Origin of the sequence: Sphingomonas alpina (assembly GCF_014490665.1) — a bacterium.
In the GTDB taxonomy this organism is placed as follows: Bacteria; Pseudomonadota; Alphaproteobacteria; order Sphingomonadales; family Sphingomonadaceae; genus Sphingomonas; species Sphingomonas alpina.
In genome coordinates, this window is the sequence record NZ_CP061038.1 from 2,588,714 (window position 1) to 2,608,393 (window position 19,680).

Below are 19,680 nucleotides of genomic sequence, written 5' to 3' on the forward strand. Positions count from 1 at the left end.
CCGTCGACAAACAGGCATCACTGCTCCTGCGAGTCGTGCTCGCCAGCCCCTGCCAATCCTGTTAGCGGGCACCGGTGCGCACGGTGATCCTCGCGGCTTTTCTGATGTTTTCGGCGGCGCTCGGCATGCCCGGCAAGGCGCAGACGCCGCCGGCCGCCGGCGCACCCGCTTCTTCCGATGCCTCCCCCTCCCTCTCACAGTCCAACCCCTTCCCACCAAAGCAGTGGAGCAAAAGCCGCCGCCAATCGTCGAGACGCCGGCAGAGGCACGGGCACGCGACGGGGTCGAATATGCCCGCCAGTTCGGCGTGCCGGTCGACGAGGCGATCCGCCGGCTCGCCGCGCAAGAGGAGAGCGTCGCCGCCACCGACCGGATCGCCGAGACGTATCGCGACCGGCTCGCCGGCATCGCGATCGAGCATCGGCCGGCCTATCGCATCATCGTCTATCTGACCGGCGATACCCCGGTCCCGACGATGGCGGTGTGGGCCGGAGGGATGACCGTGCCGATCCTATTCCGCACCGGCGCGCGCGTGTCGCGGGAGCGGGTGATCTGGGCGATGACCTGGTATCAGAGCGCGATCCGCGCGGCGTTGCGCCGGCCGCCGGGCATGGGGCTCGACCCGCGCACCGGAGAGCTGACCGTCACGATCGGCACGTCCGATGGCGCTGCCGGCGCGGACGTGATCAAGACACGGCTCGAAGCGATCGCCGGCGTGCCGGTGCAGGTGCGGATCACCGACCGGATCGACAAGAATCTCGACATTGCCGGCGGCGCGCGGGTCGAGGGCACCAGCCCGGCCGACGGCAAACGCTATGTCTGCACCACCGGCTTCACGGTCAGCGACGGGGTACGATATGGCGTGACGACCGCCGCACATTGCCTCGATGCGCTGTCCTATCGCGATCGGCAGCGCGGCGACCTGCCGCTCGACTTCATCGCGCAATGGGGCTGGGGCTATCGCGACGTGCAGGTCAACGGCAGCAGCGAAATGCCGGCGCCGCTTTTCTATGCCGATACCGCCAAGACGCGATTGCGACCGGTCACCGGGCAGCGCGGCCGCGCCGCGACCCGGGCGGGCGATTTCGTATGCCATCGCGGCGAGCGTACCGGCTATAGCTGCGCGCTGGTCGAGCTGACCGATTTCGCGCCGGCCGGCGATCTGTGCGGCGGCCCGTGCCTGCCGACCTGGGTCACCGTGTCGGGACCAACCTGCAATGGCGGCGACAGTGGGTCGCCGGTGTTCAGCGGCACGACCGCATTCGGCATGCTGAAGGGCGGCAGTTATCGCCGCGACGGATCCTGCGCCTTTTATTTCTACATGTCGGTCGATTACCTGCCGTCGGAATGGTCGTTGCTGCGCACCGGCCCGGGCGGCCTGACGGCCGGCACCACGGCGCGCGGCACGCGCCAGATCCTAGGCGCAGGAGATCAGGCGCACTCGCGCAGTTCGCGCGCGCGGGTCGCGAGCTTGATCGCCTCGTCGATCAGTTCGGCCGCATCGCTGGTCGATCGGCTGCCGATCGCGATGGTGAGGCAATTGCTCGCTTCCCGCGACAATCGATAGGCTCGGGTCAACTGCTTGCTGGGGGCGTCGGGGTTGTTCATCGGCGATATAAGCATCCGCGGGTCAATTGGTTGCGTCGGATTTCAGCGATATCGAACGGCCCGTCGCACATGCCGGCGAGCGCGGGACGAAACGGGAGTCGCGCGGGTCAAACAGCGATCCGCCGATGCATCTCGCGAATTCGCCAGCTTCACATTGACCGATGCCGTCCGGCTGTGGCAATCGGCGCGCGTCGCGGGTGTAGCTCAATGGCAGAGCAGAAGCTTCCCAAGCTTACGACGAGGGTTCGATTCCCTTCACCCGCTCCATCTCCCCTGTTCCAAGAACCTGCTGCGCAGACCGCTTCGCTCTTGGCCAAGACGTTGAGATCGGCCAGGATGTTTGCGGTCGAAATGGGAGATGGCCGATGGATCGTCGTTCGCTCTTGGCCTCTGCCGCGGCCTTCGCCACCGGCCTGACATTGCCGGCGAGCGGCGTGGGAGCGTCGGGACGCCGCACCGGCACCGCGCGCAACGTCCTGCTGCTGATCGCCGATGACCAGGGCCTTGATGCGGGATGCTATGGCACCGGCGTTCGCACGCCGCATATCGATGCGCTGGCCCGCACCGGCACACGCTTCGCCAATGCGCATGCCGCAGTCTCCTCGTGCAGCCCGAGCCGCTCGGTCATCTATACCGGGCTCTACACGCACCAGAACGGCATGTACGGGCTGGCGCATGATTTCCATAACCAGTCGCTGCTCGACGGGGTGGAGACCATTCCTGCGCTGCTGAAAAAGGCCGGCTATGCGACCGCGCTGGTCGGCAAGAAGCATGTCCGGCCCGATGCGGCCTTCCCCTATGACGCCGAACTGCTGCCCGAGCGGAGCGGCGTGCGCGATGTCGCCGCGATGGCCGGGGCGACGCTCGACTTCATCCGCTCGGCCGGGGAGCGGCCCTTTTTCGTGACGATCGGCTATAGCGATCCGCACCGGGCGCCGGGCGGTTATGGCAATGGCGACTGGCCGCGCATCGCACCGGTCCATTACGACCCGGCGACGGTGCCATTGCCCTCCCACCTGCCCGACCTGCCCGCAGTACGGGCCGACCTGGCGGCCTATTATGAGTCGGTAAGCCGGCTCGACAGTGGCATCGGCTTGCTGCTCGACGGGCTCAACGCCGCAGGGCATGGCGAGGATACGCTGATCCTCTATCTCAGCGACAATGGCCGCCCCTTTCCCGGCGCCAAGACCAATCTCTACGCCCCCGGGCTGCATCTGCCGCTGATCATCCATGCGCCCGGCCATGATGCCGGCGCGGTCAACCGCGCGATGGTGAGCTTCATCGATGTGGTCCCGACGATCCTCGACTGGACCGGGGCGGCGGGCCCGCGCCAGCCCCTGCCGGGCAGGTCGCTGCTGCCGTTGCTCGGCAAGACGGATGCGCCGGAGCATGACGCGGTCTTTGCGAGCCACGAATTTCACGAGATCAACCAATATTATCCGATGCGCGCGATCCGTACCCGGACGCACAGCTATATCGTCAATCTCGCCCATCCACTCGACTATCCGATCGCCGGGGATGTCGCGGGGTCGCCGAGCTGGCAGGCGATTGTCGCAAATCCGTCGCTGCGGCTCGGGCGGCGCACTCAGGCCGCCTATCTGCGGCGGCCAGCGGAAGAGCTGTACGACCTGCGCAACGACCCGGATGAGGTGGCGAATCTGGTCGATGCGCCGGGTGCGCGGGACATGCTCGAACGACTGCGCCGGCAATTGACCGAATGGCGACGTGCGACACGCGATCCATGGCTGGGCGAGGCATCGCCCTATGGGCACACCGCCGGCTAGCGGCGGCCGGCGCTCACCCGATCAGGATCGCGCCGATTTCGGCACGCCGCTGACATGGAAGATGCCGCCGCGCTGCAGTTCGATCACATATTGCGCGCCCTGCTCGCATTCGACCGCCCAGGACAATTTGCCTTCGATCCGGCCGCGCGACACGACATTGACGATACGCTGGCAGGTATAATCGGCATCGTTGATCGCGCGGAAGAATGTCACCTCGCGCAGCGGCTCGGACAGAGCGGCGATCTTCGCTTCCATCGGGTCGGGCGCCGCTGCGGTCGCGGCGTTGCCGGCAGGCGCGGTCGATCCGTCACAGGCCGCAAGCGCGGCGCAGGCCAGGATGATGGTCATGGTTCGGACTGTCATGAGGTCGCTCCTCCCAGGTCAGATGCCGTCGGCGATGACGATCCGCCCGTCCGCCTCGAGCCGTTCGGTCAACTCCGCGATACACGCGTCGAGCAATGCCGCATCGGTCGCCCGCACGACGAAGTTCGCGCCGACGCGACCATCGCGGAAGAATGGGTAACTGCCGATCGCGACGCCCTCATGCGCCCGTTCGACCGCCCCGAGCAGGTCGGCGACTTCGCTCTCCGGTACCCAGCAGCCGATCGTGCGCGAGAGGACCGGCAGGCCGCCCTCCAGCGTACCGGTCAGCGCGTCGAGCATGCCGGCGGTGATATGCGGCACGCCGGCCATGATGAAGATGTTGCCAAGCCGGATGCCGGGCGCGCCGGACATGCGATTCTCGATCAGGTCCGATCCCTCGGGTACCCGCGCCATGCGTTTGCGCGCATCGGTCAGGCCGCCGCGGTCGGTATAATAGCGTTCCAGCACGGCGAGCGCCTTGGGGTGGTACTCCACCCCTACCCCCAGCGCTGCGGCGATCGCATCGACGGTGATGTCGTCATGGGTCGGACCGATGCCGCCCGTGGTGAAGAGATAATCGTTGCGTGCACGCAGAATATTGACGGCCTCGACGATCGCATCGGTCTTGTCCGGCACAATGCGAACTTCGGCCAGACGGATGCCCTGGACGTTGAGCCACGCGGCGATCTGCGCAACATTCTTGTCCTGCGTGCGGCCCGACAGGATCTCGTCGCCAATCACCGCCAGCGCGGCTGTCCAGATGCGTGTCGTCATGGGCTTGCGCATAGACCTTCAAACCGCCCTCGCAAAGCCCGGCCAAGCTCGCTATATCGTCTTTATGACTGACTATGTAACCGTCACCGCCGACGCCCCGCTGGGTCGGACCGGCGCCATCAAGCTGCACGGGCGCGATGCGTTCGATGGCATGCACAAGGCCGGGCGGCTGGCCGCCGAGACGCTCGACATGATCGTGCCGCACGTCGTGCCCGGCGTATCGACCGGCGAGCTCGACGACCTGATCCGCAATTTCATCGCCGCGGGTGGCGGTATCCCGGCGACGCTCGGTTATCGCGGCTATACGCATGCGAGCTGCATCTCGATCAACCATGTCGTGTGCCACGGCATTCCCGGCATCAAGACGCTGAAGAGCGGCGATATCGTCAATATCGACGTGACCCCGATCGTCGATGGCTGGCACGGCGATTCGAGCCGAATGTATCTGGTCGGCGATGTGCCGATCAAGGCGAAGCGCTTGGTCGATGTGACCTATGAATGCCTGATGCTCGGCATCGAGCAGGCCAAGCCCGGCAACACGATGGGCGATGTCGCACACGCGATTCAGAGCCATGCCGAGAAGCATCGCTTCGGCGTGGTGCGCGATTTCTGCGGCCATGGCCTCGGCCGGCTGTTCCATGATGCACCCGAAGTGGTCCATGTCGGCCGTCCCGGCACCGGCCCGGAACTGCGCCCCGGCATGATCTTCACGATCGAACCGATGATCAATATCGGCCGCCCGGACGTGAAACTGCTCGACGATGGCTGGACCGCCGTGACGCGCGACCGTTCGCTGTCGGCGCAGTTCGAACACTCGATCGGCATCACTGAAGACGGCAATGAGATTTTCACGGTCAGCCCGGGCGGGTTCCACCAGCCGCCTTACTGAGCGAGCTCAGCTACAGCCTATCGTACCAACGGCATAACGAGCGATCGCCGCATCCTCTGTCATGATCGTCGCGCCCTCAACCATGGCTTGGGCAACGATCATTCGGTCGAACGGATCGCCATGAATCCGTTCAAGTCTGGCCAGCGCGATGAGATGGCTGTTCGCGATATCGAGTTGAACAAAACCGCGCTCGGCGAACACGGCGAGCGCCTCACCGACATCGATATCAAGTTTTCCGGTACTGATCTTTATCGCCATTTCCCATGGCGATGCTGGACTGAACAATATCTCGTTCCCACGATCGTTGATCAAGGTCCTGGCCTTTAAGCCGAGCTTGGGCAGATCGAATATCCACCAGATCAGCGCGTGGGTGTCGAGCAACAGTCTCATCGATCGGGCGGAAAGATGTCGGCATCGAACGTCGCCTCGATCTCGGGCGACCACGTATCAAAGTCATCGGCGATCCAGCCACGCCCCTTGAGAGCACCAGGCTTGCGAAAATTCGCATCGGGTTCCGGCGCGCGGAGTTCTGCGACCTTCTTGCCGCGCGACACGATGTCAAAATTCTCACCCGCAGCGACGCGTCGAAGATAGTCGCTCAGCTTGCCGCGTAGCTCGCGGACTCCGACAATGGTCGCGTGAACAGTCATCGCATCATCCTTAGTGTCCACATGATGTAGTCACGAATTCGCTAGTAATCAATCCTGCCTCAAAAGCAGGCATATGCCGGCAGATGCACGGCCGTTAGGCATTGCTTAACCCGCATTTCTCCCTTCTCGCGCCGGTGCCCCACGGTATGCCGCCCCTCGCACGACTGGCACGCTTGTTGTAAGACGCGCGGTAGGAAGAGGCGCTTTCGCCGGCATCAGGGGCAAGTACGCGTGAAAAAGATCGAAGCGATCATCAAGCCATTCAAGCTGGACGAGGTGAAGGAAGCGCTGCACGAAGTTGGAGTATCGGGCATCACGGTTACCGAGGCCAAGGGGTTCGGCCGGCAAAAGGGTCACACCGAACTCTATCGCGGTGCCGAATATGTCGTCGACTTCCTGCCCAAGGTGAAGCTTGAGGTCGTTGTCGAGGACAGCCTGGCGGAGCGTGTGGTCGAGGCGATTGCCGCGGCGGCGCAGACTGGGCGGATCGGCGACGGCAAGATCTTCGTCATCCCGGTTGAGACCGCGCTGCGTATCCGCACCGGAGAGCGCAACGACGACGCGATTTAAGCGGCTCGAAGGAATTTGACGCGCCGCAACATTGTGTGACAGCAGGCGCTGCGCACGTAACATGATTCTCCGGGAGACCGGAGCGACTATCGACCACGAAAGGGCATGGGATATTATGGCGAATTCGGCGAACGACGTCCTGAAGAAGATCAAGGATGAGGAGATCGAGTGGGTCGATCTGCGATTCACCGACCCCAAGGGTAAGTGGCAGCACCTGACGATGGTCGCAGGCGTCGTCGGTGAAGACGAACTGACCGACGGTTTCATGTTCGACGGCTCATCGATCGCGGGCTGGAAGGTGATCAACGAATCCGACATGATCCTGAAGCCGGATCTGGACGCGATCTATATCGATCCGTTCTCGGCAACGCCGATGCTGATCCTGATCTGCGACATTGTCGAACCGGCAACCGGCGAGCTTTATGCCCGCGATCCGCGCTCGACCGCGAAGCGCGCCGAGGCGTACCTCAAGACCACCGGCATCGGCGACACCGTCTATGTCGGCCCGGAAGCCGAATTCTTCATGTTCGACGATGTGAAGTTCGAAAACAGCTACAACACCAGCTATTACAAGATCGACGATATCGAGCTGCCGACCAACACCGGCACCACCTATGAAGGCGGCAATATGGGCCATCGCCCGCGCGCCAAGGGTGGTTATTTCCCGGTCGCGCCGGTCGACAGCGCGGTCGATATCCGTGGCGAGATGGTCTCGACCATGCTCGAAATGGGCCTGCCGTGCGACAAGCATCACCATGAGGTTGCTGCGGCACAGCATGAGCTGGGCCTGACCTTCGGTACGCTGACCACCACCGCCGATCGCATGCAGATCTACAAGTACGTCGTGCATCAGGTCGCGCATGCTTACGGCAAGACCGCGACCTTCATGCCCAAGCCGATCAAGGAAGATAACGGCTCGGGCATGCACACCCATTTGTCGATCTGGGAAGGCAGCAAGCCGCTGTTCGCCGGCAATGGCTATGCCGGTCTGTCCGACACCTGCCTCTACTTCATCGGCGGGATCATCAAGCACGCCAAGTCGGTCAACGCCTTCACCAACCCGACCACCAACAGCTACAAGCGGCTGGTCCCGGGTTATGAGGCGCCGGTGCTGCTCGCCTATTCGGCGCGCAACCGTTCGGCATCGTGCCGCATTCCATACGGCACCGGTCCCAAGGCGAAGCGCGTCGAAGTGCGCTTCCCCGACGCGATGGCCAACCCGTATCTCTGCTATGCGGCGTTGTTCATGGCCGGCCTGGACGGCATCCAGAACAAGATCCATCCCGGCGAGGCGATGGACAAGAACCTGTACGACCTGCCGCCGGCAGAGCTCGCCCAGGTCCCGACCGTGTGCGGTTCGTTGCGCGAGGCGCTGGAAAGCCTGGCTGCCGATCACGACTATCTGCTCAAGGGCGACGTCTTCTCCAAGGAGCAGATCGAATCCTATATCGAACTGAAGTACGAAGACGTGGCGCGCTGGGAAATGACCCCCAGCCCGGTCGAATTCGACATGTATTACAGCTACTGATCGCTACGATCCGCTGCGCATCAGGGGCGTCCGGAGCGATCCGGGCGCCCCTTTTGTTTCAACAGCACCGAGTGGTGATAACCCCGGTTGGATCGGCATTCACTCGCTGCACCTGGCCGCGCCGATTCAACCCCGCTGCCGGTCGTGCCAGCGTGACGGCGGACGGGAAGCCAGCCGGTACCGCCGCCCCGCTCTTTGACATGACTGGAATATACAGGACGCTTTGCGGCCGCTGTTCGGCAGGAACAGCGGTGAGCTGACCGCTGTTCATGCGCTTTCCCACCGCTGTTATGGATAACAGCGGTGGCGGAAATCAACCCATTGAAAACAGTTAGAAAATCCACCGCCAAAATCCAACTTAACAGGGGTGGCTTTTTTTATTCCGAACAACAGCGGAAAAATCACAACCCTGGTGACGGCGACTCGCATCGCAACCACTGTCCGTCTGAATGTCGATTGGGCCTGCGATTAAATTTTTCGTCCGGAACACATGCCCCGGCCGGCAGTTCGGTGTTGCGGTATGTTGATCATCGAAAGGGCCGCAATGAAGAATCCTGTGCTGCTGATTGTCCTTGGGCTCGTCTTGCTGGCGGCCGGTGCTGCGCTGAACTTCACAGGCGGGCCGCCCAGGGCGGATGTGGCGATCGCTGCTCAGTGCAAGGAGCGGATGCGGGATCAGCCTGACATGGTGGCGAAATGCGACGAAGCCGCCTTTGCTGCTGCCATGACCGCAACGGACGCGGACTCGGCGGCGCGCGCGATCAGCGCAGCCAATAATAGTGAAGTCGGCGGAAACACTCTGGCGATGTTTCTGCTCGGCCTTGGCGCGGCCGTGACTGCCGCCGGCATTTTCGCACGCTGGAAGAGCAGCCAGTCCTGAAATGGTCGCGATACGCTCGATCCTTGCCCTCATGATCGCGGCAATGGCGTCGGCGGCTTATGCCGCCCCGCCCGGCGATGCCACGGAGGCCGCGCTGGACCATTGCCTCGCATTGCCGGCCAATGCGTCGACAGCCGGTCAGGTCGAGTGCGAGCAGGCGGCCGCGAAAGCCTATGATCGGCGAATGAATGCGTCCTACACGACATTGATGCGGCGGCTGCCGCCATCGGCAAAGGGCCAGTTGCAACGATCGCAGCGCGCCTGGCTTGTCTATCGGGACAGCGAATTCAATGCGCAGGGCGGAATCTACGCGACACGTCAGGGAACGATGTATGTTCCCATGCAGGCGGATTCTGCGGCAACGCTCACTCGCGACCGGGCGCGCCTGCTCGAAAGCTATGTGCGGGTGATGTCGATCGAGTGATGGCAGTGTTCAAAAGACTGTCGGCCATGGCCTGACCGCCCGGCTTCCACGCCTCCTCCGTCAAGGCGGGCATTACGGCAGCAACACCGTCGCACCCTTTGTCTCACCTGCCTCGAGCGCGCGGTGCGCGTCGGCCACATCCTCCAGCGCGAAGGTCTGGCCGATCTCCGCTGTGATCGCTCCCTTGGCCAGCATTTCGAACACGCGGTCGATGCCGCTCTTCCGCTCTTCGGCGGTGACATAATAATCGACCATGGTCGGGCGCGAAACGAACAGCGAGCCGTGCCGCGCCAGGATGCCGAGATTCACGCCATCAACCGGACCGCCCGCATTGCCATAGCTGACGATCAGGCCGCGCCGGGCAGTCGAGGCGAGCGATATCTCCCAGGTCGCCTTGCCGATGCCGTCGAACACCACCCCGACGCCCTTGCCGTCGGTGATCGCCCGCACTTCCTTTGCGACATCGACCTGCTTGTGAAGCAGGACATGATCGGCACCGGCGGCCCGTGCCTGTACCGCCTTCTCCTCGCTGCCGACCGTGCCGATCACCGTCGCGCCGACCGCCTTCAGCCAGCCGACGAGCAGATGGCCAACGCCGCCCGCCGCTGCATGGACCAGCACCGTCTGGCCGCGCTCGACTTTGGCGCAGCGCTCGACCAGGAATTCGGTCGTGCCGCCCTTCAGCAGCAGCGCCGCTGCCTTCCGGTCATCGACGTTCTCGGGCAGCTTGATGAGTTGATCGGCCGGGAGGTTGCGTGCGGTCGAATAGGCGCCGCGTGCCGGGCCGAACGTGCCGACGCGGTCGCCGACTGCGAGGCCTCTTACGCCCTCGCCCAGCGCCTCGACCACGCCGACCGCCTCGCCGCCCAGACGACCGGGCATCTCGATCGGATAGAGGCCACTACGGTGATAGGTGTCGATGAAATTGAGCCCGACCGCGGTATTGCGCATCCGCGCTTCACCTGGTCCGGGCGGTGGCAGGTCGATATCGACCCATTCGATGACTTCCGGACCGCCGGTGCGGGTGATTTGAGCAATACGGGCCATCGGTCGATCTCCTGCCAGGACGAAGCGAAAATAGGTGCTGCGTTTCAGGTTGCAACGGATCGCTGCGCGCGCCATCTAGGCGCGTGAAGCATACCGCAGGTTCAAAAATCGGAGAGCGAGATGAAAAGCTACCTGAAGCAATATATCGATGGCGCCTGGATCGATAGCGATGGGGGCAAGCGCCACGAGGTGATCGATCCCTCGACCGAACAGCCGGTGAGCGAAATCACGCTCGGCAGCCAGGCCGATGTCGACAAGGCGGTGGCTGCCGCGAAAAAGGCCTTCGACAGCTATTCGCAGACCAGCGTTGCGGACCGTATCGCGCTGCTCCAGCGCGTGATCGAGGAATATAAGGCGCGCATGCCCGATCTGGCGGCAGCCACCAGCGAAGAGATGGGCGCGCCGATCGGCTTTGCGACCATGGCGCAGGCCCCGGCCGGACTGGGTTATTTCATCGGCACGCTGAAGGCGTTGCAGGAATTCAGCTTTTCCGAGCAGGTCGGCAAGAACCGCGTGGTGCACGAGCCGCTCGGCGTCGTCGCAATGATCACGCCGTGGAACTGGCCGCTCAACCAGATCTGCGCCAAGGTCGCGCCTGCGCTTGCCGCCGGCAACACCATGATCCTGAAACCGTCGGAAGAAGCGCCCGGCTGTGCGGTGATCCTGGCCGAGATCCTCGACAAGGCGGGCGTGCCGGCGGGCGTGTTCAACCTGGTCAATGGCGATGGTCCGGGCGTCGGCGCCGCGCTGTCGACGCACAAGCATGTCGATATGGTGAGCTTCACGGGATCGACCCGCGCTGGCATCGCGGTGGCGCAGGCGGCGGCCGCGACGGTCAAGCGCGTGCATCAGGAACTGGGCGGCAAGGCCCCGAACGTGGTGCTCGAGGGTGCCAATCTCGCTGACGTGCTGCCGCCAACGGTACAAGGCGTGCTGGCCAATTCAGGGCAGAGCTGCATCGCCCCCACCCGCCTGCTCGTGCACAAGAGCCAGGCGGCCGAGGCGACGCAGGTGGTCAAGTCGATCATGGAAGCGGTCACGGTCGATGCGGCGAGCGTGATGGGCGCGCATATCGGCCCGGTGGTCAACAAGGCGCAGTTCGAGAAGATCCAGGGTTTGATCCAGTCGGCGATCGACGAGGGCGCGACCCTGGTCACCGGTGGCACCGGACGGCCTGACGGGCGCAACGCCGGCTTCTTCATCAAGCCGACGCTGTTCACGGACGTGACTCCGGACATGCGCATCTATCGCGAGGAGACGTTCGGCCCGGTCGCGACAATCACCACCTATGAGAGTGGCGATCAGGCGATCGAGATGGCCAACGATACCGATTACGGCTTGTCAGCGACGATCTCGGGCGATCCGGCGGAAGCGGCCAAGGTAGCGCCGAAGCTGCGCGCCGGACTGGTCACGATCAACGCCTGGGCCGGCGGCGGCGGCACGCCGTTCGGCGGCTACAAGCAATCGGGCAATGGCCGTGAAGGCGGCAAATATGGCCTGGCCGACTTCATGGAGTTAAAGACGATCGTCGGCGAGCCCGCGTAACCGGGCATGATGCTGACCATCGATGTATTGATGCCGGCGGCGGGCAGCGAATATGGCGCCGCCGCCGAAGCGATCCTGGGCGACTATCGCGCTGCGTTCGCCAGGCGCGGCATGACGCTTTGTCCCCGGCCCTGGGATCTGGGGCCGGACGACGGAGACGCGGCGCTGGCGTTGTTCGCCTGGGGCTATCATCTCGACGTGCTGCGGTGGGAGGCCATGCTGGCGGCATGGCCGGCGCACAAGCCCTTGTTCAACGCACCCGCATTGCTTGCCTCGAATACGCGCAAAACCTATCTCGCCGAGCTCGAGGCGGGCGGCATCCCGATCGTCCCAAGCTGGTTCGGGCGTGCCGATGCGGCGAGCGTCCCGGCGGCCTTCGACCATTTCGGTGCTGACGAACTGGTGATCAAGCCGCAGGTGTCGGGCGGCAGCTACCGCACCGTGCGCGTCGGGCGTAGCGATCCCGTCAGGCCGCTGGACGACGCCATCATCCAGCCCTTCGTGCCCGCGGTATCGGGCGAAGGCGAACTCTCCTTTCTCTACGTCGCCGGAGAGTTCAGCCACGCCGTGCGCAAAGTCGCGGCGGAGGGTGATTTCCGCATTCAGCCGCAGTTCGGCGGCATCTTCTCACGTTTCGACCCGGACGCCGATCAGCGTGGGCTGGCCGACCGCGTTGTCGCGGCGCTTCCCGAACCGGCGCTTTATACGCGGGTCGATCTATTGCGGCTGGCCAATGGCAGTCTGGCGCTGATGGAGCTGGAGGTGATCGAGCCCGATCTCTATCCGCACCTCGAGCCGGAATTGCCGGGGCGACTTGCCGACGCGCTGATCGACGCACTGGTAAAGACGCGCGATGACATGAGCGCGAACCTCACAACGCCGTAACAATGTCCCTTCACAGGGCTGGCGTCGGCGATCGATCGCAGGCAACGCATCGGCATGGCGATCGAAACCTTGTTGGCCCGTTACGGCCTTGCCGCCGTGTTCCTCGGCGCAGGTATCGAGGGCGAGACGATCGTGGTGACCGGCGGGCTGCTTGCCCATAACGGGCTGTTGCCTTTCTTCGGCGTGGCGATCGCCGCTGCGGCCGGTTCCTTCATTGCCGATCAGCTGTTCTTCGCGCTGGGACGACGGTTTCGCGATCATCCGCGGATCAAGCGGATCGAGGCAAAGCCTGCATTCGCTCGCGCATTGACGCTATTCGAGCACCACCCCACCGCGTTCGTATTCGGGTTCCGCTTTCTCTACGGATTAAGGACGGTCAGCCCGATCGCAATCGGCACCTCGGCGATCAGGACGCACAGATTCGCGGCGATCAATGCGGCGGCCGCCGCCGTCTGGGCGGTCCTGTTCACTGGCATCGGCTATGTGTTCGCCGATGGGATCGAGCGGTTCTTCGGCAAGATAAAGTCGGTCGAGCATGTCGTGATCGGCGTGCTGGTCGGAGCGGCGATTATCGGTGGCGGGATTCACCTGGTACGCCGGTCCCGAGCGAAGCGTTCTCAATAATCCTTCGACACCCGGACGTTGGCACTTTGCCGGCCAAGGGTGGAGATACTCGACAGCAACGACAGCCAGCGCGTGACCTGGAACTCGACCTGGGTCGCCGAATAGCCCGCGCCGTCCGTGATGATTTCCGCGAACAATTTGCGCGTGATGTATTTGCCCGCCGCGACTGAAGTTCCCTGCCCGGTCTGCGGATCTGCGGGAAGGATGCGCAGCCGGTCCAGCCCTGCCGCGCGGCGCACTGCATTGATCGGGTTGAGACCGCCCTTGCCGTCCTGCAACGCCGCCACCGCCGCAGCCAGTTGCAGCGCCTCCGGGGCCGACAGATTGGTGATCGACGTACCGAACAACAAGCGCGACAGGAGTTCGTCTTCCGGCAGGGCAGGAACGCTGGCGAAGCTGATATCGGGTTTCAGCGCATTGCCGGTGACGCGAATGGTCGCACGCAGGCCGGTCGAATCCGCGTTCGCCGCAATGTCGAGCGACGGGTTGGCGGGTACCTCGCCCGCGAACAGGATGATGCCGCGTTCCAGCTCGAACTCACGCCCGGCGAATTCATAATCACCGCGGATCAGGTCGGCACGGCCGGTGATGGCGGGGTTGTCCGGCACACCGCCGATCTTCAGGTCCGCTGACCATTCGCTGGCGAGGCCAAGACCGCTGACTGTCAGCCGGTTCGGCGCGCGCGCGCGAACGTCGAGCCGCCAGGGCTTGCTCGGCACGATATCGCCGTCATCATCGCCGCCCGGTATGTTGATCTCGCGGATGTTGAGGCGCGGCACGGCACTGGCGACGCTCGCCTGACCGAGCCGATAGCGGCTCTTGTCGAGCACGACATCGCCGGCGATGACACCGCCCGAGCCGTCCGATTTGAAGCTGAGCGGGCCCGTCACGGTTGCAGCGATATCGTCCCGGTTGATCAATTGCGCATTTTCGGCGCGAACGGACAGGTCGATACCGAAGCCACGCGCGGCAGCGAGGTCGAAAACGCCGGTGCCCGAAACCCGCCCGCCCTTGCCGGCATCGGCATTGAAGCGGTCGATGACCAGTTTCGATCCGCCGAACCGGCCGGTCGCCTGGACATTGGTCAGCACCGTACCGGTAACGCCACTTTCGATCTTCGCACCGTTCGCCTGGAGCACGCCGCGGATGCTGGGATCGTTGATCGTACCGCCAAGATCGGCACCGATCGCGACCGGACCGGTAAGGTCGAACAATTCGATATTGGCGAGCCGCCACAGCGTATCGGCCGGGCCGTTATAGCGCAGCTGCGCAAACAATGGCGCATGGGTAAGCCGTGTCGCGAGGTCGCCCGACCCAAGCGGCGTCAGCTGCGCTTGCGCACGCCCCACCGTCTTGCCACCGCTCGACATGATCGCACGCGCCGCTGCCTTGTTGGGCTGAAGCACCGCTGCGATGCCGACATCGATCGGCTGCGACGACAGCACCAGCCCGGACCGAGTCAGGCCGCGCACCGTCATGTCCATTCGGCCGGTCGGTGCCTGCCCCTCCCCTTGCGAAAAGGCGAGCTTGCCCGAGGTGCTGCCGCCGAGCCCGAGGCCCGGGAAGCCGATATCGAGGATCGCCAGCGGCATGCGCGTCATGCTCGCATCGATCGCGCTGGATCGGCCGGTAAAGCGGCCCGCAATCTGGGCATCGCCACCAGCGAAGCTCAGTTTCGTCGGCGCGAGCCGCCAGCCGTCTCCGTCGCGGGTGAAGACAGCTGGGGTGATCAGCTTCAGCGGACGACGGTCGAGCGTTCCCTGCGCCGAGACGCTATAGCTGTCGGCTGTCACCTGGGTCACCGACTGGATATCGAAGGCGCGACCCCGCGACCCGGAAATCGCGGCCTTGATCTGGCCGACGCCGCCGCGCAGCGTCGCATTGCCGGCAAAGCGCCCGATGGTCAGCGAACCGCGTTTCAGGCCGTTGCCGGTCGCCGTCGCCTCAATCGAGGTCCCCGCCGGATCGAGCAGGGCAACGAGATCGAGATGGCCCCGGCGCAGCGTCACCATATCGGCAAGCTTGGCCGAACTGGCGTCGAGATGCGCTTCGATCCGCTGGACATCACCCACTGGCCGGAGCAGCAATTCGCCCGAAATGCCGCCGCCGGCCACCGCCAGCCGCCCGTTGAAGCCGCCATCGACCACTTCCAGGGCGCCGTTCAGGCGCGTGCCGCTGACATCGAGCTGGGTAATCGACACGATTGCGTTGCCGCCGCGCGGCAACAGGATCGCGCCATTACCGGTAAAGGGTCCAAGCCGCGACCCGCCGCGTGCGGTGAAGGCAAAGCCCTCCGCAGTCGGATCGAGATGGGCGATGACATTGGTCAGACCCATCGTCTCATTGGGCCGTTCGAACACCAGATCGAGCGTCGGTTTCTCAATTCGGCCGTCAAGCTTGATGGTGAACGGGCCATAGGTCGCCTGACGCCCGCTGCCTTCGAAATAGAAGGTGCCGTCGCGGCGTCTGAAACCGGTGCCGGTGATGCGGATCTGCGGTGCAGTGAGCACCAGCCCCTTGAAGTGGAGAATTCCATCGGGGGTCCGCTCCAGCCCGGTGACGATGCGCGGCAGCCCTCCGGCGAGCGATCGAAAAAACGCATTGTCGAGCCGGACCATCTGCGCGGTGCCGCTACCGATGATGCGCAAACCCTTGCCATTTGGCCCGGGTACCGCCTGCAGCTTAGAAGTCACATCGACGATGCCGAGCCCCGGGATCAGGTAGCGGCCAAGTGCCCCATTGATGCCGACCTCATAATGCCCGGTCTTCAGGTCGAGGATCAGATTGATCCGCCCGGTAAGCTTGTCGGAGCGCAGGCGAAGATTGTCGCCGGTGATGAATTTGCTGGTCACCCGCAACACGCCGTCGAGCGTCAGGTTGTGCAAGATGCCTCCGGCGACGTCTCCTACGCCGGTGACGCGCACTGCGCTGAACTTGACCGGCACCGACACCGGCGATTTCGACAACCGCCCCTTGCCTGCGGCGCGCGCCACTTCGAAACCGTTCTGGTCGAAGGCGAAGCGATCGGCGGTAAGACGATAATCGAACGCCGCGGTGGCGAAGGCGCCGTCGAGAATGGCGCGCAACTGGATATTACGGCCGCTCATATTGGGGAACAAGGCTGGCGGGCGGAGCAGCCGCGCGGCGACGCGGACATTGCGATAGCTGTTTTCGGCCAGATCGATCACGCCGGTCGCATCGACGACCAAAGCGGCGGAGCGCAGGCCAAGCGTGCCGTCCAGCCGCCGGTTCAGCAGCGTGGCCGCACCGTTCACGACGATGCGCGGACTGGTCAGGCGCATCAGCTTGCCCTTGGTGAAGGGCGCCGGGGTCAGGGTCCCGGTAAGCGAATAACTGCCGGCCTTGTTGCCTAGCGCCAGGTCGATCGCGCGAACATCGCCGATGTCGCCCTGCGCCTTGCCGCGCCAGGTCTTCCATGTGCCGTTCCCCGCCACATCGAACGCGATCGGACGGGCAATGCCGATCAGCTTTGCCAGCACACCGCTCGCACTGCCACGGGCGCGGACATCCGCGTCGAACCTGTCGCGATCGGGCTCCGCATCGAGCTTCACGACCAGCGTATCGCTCCCCGCAACGACAGCGGTCAGATCGACCAGCGCGCGGCCCGAGCGGATATCCGCCCTGCCCGCCAGCCGCGCGGTGCGCGCAGCGCCGGAAACTGCCGGTGCAATGGTCAGCCGATCGACGCGCAGCTCACCGATACGGATGTCGAAGCTCGGCAGGGTCGGCCCCTTGCGGCCGGTCTTGATCGTCTCCGGAACCTTGGCGAAGAGCGCTCGGGGAATGACCAGGCGGCTGATGTCGAGGCGGTTCGAGAACCAGGCAAAAGGCGACCATTCAAGGTCGGCACGGGGCGCCCGGAATACCAGTCCTTTCTGATCGCGAATCCGTACGTCGATCAGCACGGCCTTGGAAAAGAGCGAGCCATCGATCCGCCCGACACTGTAGCGCAGTCCATTGGACGGTTTCTGAGCCGCGATCTGATCCGCGACCCAGCGATGCCCGATGCTCGTGTCGAGAATGAACAACGCCGCCGCCAGCAGCGCGACCAGGCCAAGCAACGCGGTGATGAGCCAGCGCCACCAGCGCGTGCGCTTGACCGGCGCGGCGGCCGCTACTTCGGTCAAAATGCCTGCCCCAGCGAAACATAGACCGCGATCCGCGCATCACCAGGTTGCGGGTTGAGCGGCGTGCCGACATCGATGCGGATCGGGCCGAAATTGGAATAATATCGTACGCCAAGCCCCGCGCCGAAACGGAATTCGGCAAATTTCGGCAAAGGTGAGGTGTAGATATTACCGCCGTCGATGAACGGCACCACGCCGAAATTGCCGAACGCCTTCACACGCGCCTCAAGCGAGAATTCGGTCAGGCTGCGCCCGCCGATCGGATCGTTATTGGGGTCGCGCGGCCCGATATCCTGATAGCCATAGCCACGCACCGATGCACCGCCCCCGGCATAGAAACGCCGCGACGGTGCGATCGCATCGCGCGGCGCACCGACGATCGTACCAAGTCGGACGCGGCCTGCCATGATTACCCCGTCACTGATCGGCTGATAGGCGCTGGCATCGACCTGTACCCGGGCATAGCCGAACACCCGGCCCTGCAGCGACAATTCCGGCGACAGGCGCCCGCTCAGGCGGAAGCCATGGGTCGGGTTGAGCAGATCGTCCGAGCCGTCATAGCTGAGGCTGGTCGGCAGAGCGCCGATGAAGAAGGTACGGCGACGCGGCGCGCCGGTGCTCAAGATGACGTCACGTTCGTCCGACGCGGCCAGTTCGCCACCGAGCGACCAGGTCCAGGTCTTCTGGAAGAAAATGTTGGTCTGACGCTCAAGCGTCCCGGACAAAGCGAAAGTCTTTGCCTGATAGGCGTCACGATTGAGGTTCGAGGCCACCGCCTGGAAGGTCAGGACCCGGTCGCGTGCCTGATAATTGTTGCGGCGAAAGATCACACTGGCGAGTTGTTCCTTGGTGCCGAGCACGCCGCGCAGGGTGAGCGCGCCTTCGGGCGGAAACAGGTTGCGATGCGTCCAGCTGACTTCCGCCCGCGCCCCTTCTCCGGTGCCATAGCCAAGTTCGGCGGCTATGGTGCGCGGCGGCGCCGGTTCGAGCGCCACCGCGATATCGACCGTACCCGGATCCTTGCCCTCGACCGGCTTGATATCGACCGATGACACCAGGCCGGTCTGGATCAGGGCGCGGCGCAGATCGACCAGCGCGCTCTGGTCAAACGGCTGCCCGGGGGTGAAGCGGGCGATATCCTCGATATGGTCGGCGTCGAACACCTTGTTCGGCGGAGACGTGATCCGCCCGAAAAGCCGCTTGCCGCCCGGATCGACGGCTATCTCGAGCGTCGCGGTCCGAGCGCTCCGATCGACCACGATCTCCGGCTCGCCAACGGTCGCGAAGGGGAAACCCTTTTGCCCGATCTGAGTGCGCAAATTCGCTTCGCCCGCGGCGATGGCATCCGAATTGACCGCGTCGTCGGCCTTGACGCCGAATGCCGTGCGCAACCCGTCACTCTTGTCACCGGCGGCAGCGAGGCCCTTCAGTGTGACCCCGCCGAATTTATACTGCACCCCGGGCTCGGCATCGAGCGTGACCAGCGGACGGCCGCCCTTGGGCTCGATCCGGCTGGTCACGCGCGCATCATAATAGCCCTCGGCACGCAACAATTCGGTCAGCAAAAGCGCATCCTCACGCGCGCGCCGGTCGAGCTGTGCCGCATTGGCCGGATCACCGTCATGGGTCTTCAGTGTCGACAGCGCATCGAAGCGCTGGCGCAGCAACGGCGTCGCGACCGCATCGATCCCGTCGACTGCAAAGCTGTACCGCGTCTCGCCCGTGAGTTCGGGTGTCGCCGATGGATCGACCGGCTCGTCCGGCGCCACCGACAGGTCCGGCCAGTCGACGCCGATATCGGGCAGCGGCGCGAGCGGCGAGTTGGGATCGAGCGTGCCGACGTCGGGCGCAACGGTGCCTGCACTGTCCTGCGCATCAGCGCAGGGAGCGACAACTACAAAAAGACCCGCAGCGGCGCACAACAACGCGCCACGCCGCCCGACCGACAACGACATGGCCCT

At 64.4% G+C, this 19,680-nt stretch carries 17 protein-coding genes and 1 tRNA gene; 11 read left to right on the forward strand and 7 right to left on the reverse strand.

Going from position 1 to position 19,680, the window contains the following annotated elements:
• Positions 1-223 precede the first annotated feature (223 nt).
• The 3 genes from H3Z74_RS11955 (at position 224) to H3Z74_RS11965 (ending at position 3,392) form a co-directional block, all read left to right on the forward strand.
• A complete protein-coding gene (locus H3Z74_RS11955) occupies positions 224-1,567 on the forward strand; it encodes a S1 family peptidase (RefSeq protein ID WP_229727040.1) in 1,344 nt (447 codons plus the stop codon).
• A 234-nt stretch (positions 1,568-1,801) separates the two neighbouring features.
• Positions 1,802-1,875 (forward strand) — tRNA-Gly (locus H3Z74_RS11960).
• A 98-nt stretch (positions 1,876-1,973) separates the two neighbouring features.
• Positions 1,974-3,392 carry a sulfatase family protein gene (locus H3Z74_RS11965; protein WP_187764083.1) on the forward strand — a complete coding sequence of 473 codons (1,419 nt, stop codon included), beginning with the start codon at positions 1,974-1,976 and terminating at the stop codon, positions 3,390-3,392.
• A 21-nt stretch (positions 3,393-3,413) separates the two neighbouring features.
• Here the strand turns inward: H3Z74_RS11965 and H3Z74_RS11970 are convergent, their stop codons facing one another.
• Both H3Z74_RS11970 and H3Z74_RS11975 read right to left on the reverse strand, forming a co-directional pair.
• Positions 3,414-3,755 carry a hypothetical protein gene (locus H3Z74_RS11970; RefSeq protein ID WP_229727041.1) on the reverse strand — a complete coding sequence of 114 codons (342 nt, stop codon included), beginning with the start codon at positions 3,753-3,755 and terminating at the stop codon, positions 3,414-3,416.
• An 18-nt stretch (positions 3,756-3,773) separates the two neighbouring features.
• Positions 3,774-4,529, reverse strand: a complete 756-nt coding sequence (locus H3Z74_RS11975) for a competence/damage-inducible protein A (protein ID WP_187764084.1) — start codon at positions 4,527-4,529, stop codon at positions 3,774-3,776.
• Between the two features lie 64 nt (positions 4,530-4,593).
• Between H3Z74_RS11975 and map the strand changes: the two genes are divergently transcribed.
• On the forward strand, positions 4,594-5,418 hold the full coding sequence (gene map, locus H3Z74_RS11980) for a type I methionyl aminopeptidase (protein WP_187764085.1): 825 nt from the start codon (positions 4,594-4,596) through the stop codon (positions 5,416-5,418).
• A gap of 6 nt (positions 5,419-5,424) precedes the next feature.
• On the opposite strand, the gene H3Z74_RS11985 is transcribed toward map, so the two are convergent.
• Positions 5,425-5,808 carry a type II toxin-antitoxin system VapC family toxin gene (locus tag H3Z74_RS11985; protein WP_187764086.1) on the reverse strand — a complete coding sequence of 128 codons (384 nt, stop codon included), beginning with the start codon at positions 5,806-5,808 and terminating at the stop codon, positions 5,425-5,427.
• Positions 5,805-6,068, reverse strand: a complete 264-nt coding sequence (locus H3Z74_RS11990; protein WP_187764087.1) for a type II toxin-antitoxin system Phd/YefM family antitoxin — start codon at positions 6,066-6,068, stop codon at positions 5,805-5,807. Before H3Z74_RS11990 ends, H3Z74_RS11985 begins: the two co-directional genes overlap by 4 nt.
• A gap of 231 nt (positions 6,069-6,299) precedes the next feature.
• Between H3Z74_RS11990 and H3Z74_RS11995 the strand changes: the two genes are divergently transcribed.
• The 4 genes from H3Z74_RS11995 (at position 6,300) to H3Z74_RS12010 (ending at position 9,470) form a co-directional block, all read left to right on the forward strand.
• Positions 6,300-6,638 (forward strand): P-II family nitrogen regulator, encoded by a 339-nt coding sequence (locus tag H3Z74_RS11995; RefSeq protein ID WP_183112272.1) that lies wholly within the window; start codon positions 6,300-6,302, stop codon positions 6,636-6,638.
• 115 nt (positions 6,639-6,753) lie between these two features.
• A complete protein-coding gene (gene glnA, locus H3Z74_RS12000) occupies positions 6,754-8,166 on the forward strand; it encodes a type I glutamate--ammonia ligase (RefSeq protein WP_187764088.1) in 1,413 nt (470 codons plus the stop codon).
• Between the two features lie 544 nt (positions 8,167-8,710).
• Positions 8,711-9,046, forward strand: coding sequence for a hypothetical protein (locus H3Z74_RS12005; protein ID WP_187764089.1), 336 nt, complete (start codon positions 8,711-8,713; stop codon positions 9,044-9,046).
• Between the two features lie 31 nt (positions 9,047-9,077).
• On the forward strand, positions 9,078-9,470 hold the full coding sequence (locus tag H3Z74_RS12010) for a lysozyme inhibitor LprI family protein (protein WP_229727042.1): 393 nt from the start codon (positions 9,078-9,080) through the stop codon (positions 9,468-9,470).
• Between the two features lie 72 nt (positions 9,471-9,542).
• On the opposite strand, the gene H3Z74_RS12015 is transcribed toward H3Z74_RS12010, so the two are convergent.
• Positions 9,543-10,517 carry a quinone oxidoreductase family protein gene (locus H3Z74_RS12015; protein ID WP_187764091.1) on the reverse strand — a complete coding sequence of 325 codons (975 nt, stop codon included), beginning with the start codon at positions 10,515-10,517 and terminating at the stop codon, positions 9,543-9,545.
• A 120-nt stretch (positions 10,518-10,637) separates the two neighbouring features.
• Between H3Z74_RS12015 and H3Z74_RS12020 the strand changes: the two genes are divergently transcribed.
• From H3Z74_RS12020 to H3Z74_RS12030, 3 genes are read left to right on the forward strand one after another with little or no spacing between them, the layout of a single operon-like run.
• Positions 10,638-12,062, forward strand: a complete 1,425-nt coding sequence (locus tag H3Z74_RS12020) for an aldehyde dehydrogenase family protein (protein ID WP_187759913.1) — start codon at positions 10,638-10,640, stop codon at positions 12,060-12,062.
• A 9-nt stretch (positions 12,063-12,071) separates the two neighbouring features.
• The gene (locus H3Z74_RS12025) at positions 12,072-12,947 is read left to right on the forward strand and encodes an ATP-grasp domain-containing protein (RefSeq protein ID WP_187759914.1); all 876 of its coding nucleotides are present in this window, start codon (positions 12,072-12,074) and stop codon (positions 12,945-12,947) included.
• A gap of 54 nt (positions 12,948-13,001) precedes the next feature.
• Positions 13,002-13,571 carry a DedA family protein gene (locus H3Z74_RS12030; protein WP_187759915.1) on the forward strand — a complete coding sequence of 190 codons (570 nt, stop codon included), beginning with the start codon at positions 13,002-13,004 and terminating at the stop codon, positions 13,569-13,571.
• On the opposite strand, the gene H3Z74_RS12035 is transcribed toward H3Z74_RS12030, so the two are convergent.
• Together H3Z74_RS12035 and H3Z74_RS12040 are read right to left on the reverse strand one after the other, a co-directional pair.
• Positions 13,565-17,719, reverse strand: a complete 4,155-nt coding sequence (locus H3Z74_RS12035; RefSeq protein WP_229726533.1) for a translocation/assembly module TamB domain-containing protein — start codon at positions 17,717-17,719, stop codon at positions 13,565-13,567. The genes H3Z74_RS12030 and H3Z74_RS12035 overlap by 7 nt on opposite strands.
• On the reverse strand, positions 17,716-19,674 hold the full coding sequence (locus H3Z74_RS12040) for an autotransporter assembly complex protein TamA (protein WP_187759916.1): 1,959 nt from the start codon (positions 19,672-19,674) through the stop codon (positions 17,716-17,718). Before H3Z74_RS12040 ends, H3Z74_RS12035 begins: the two co-directional genes overlap by 4 nt.
• Positions 19,675-19,680 lie beyond the last annotated feature (6 nt).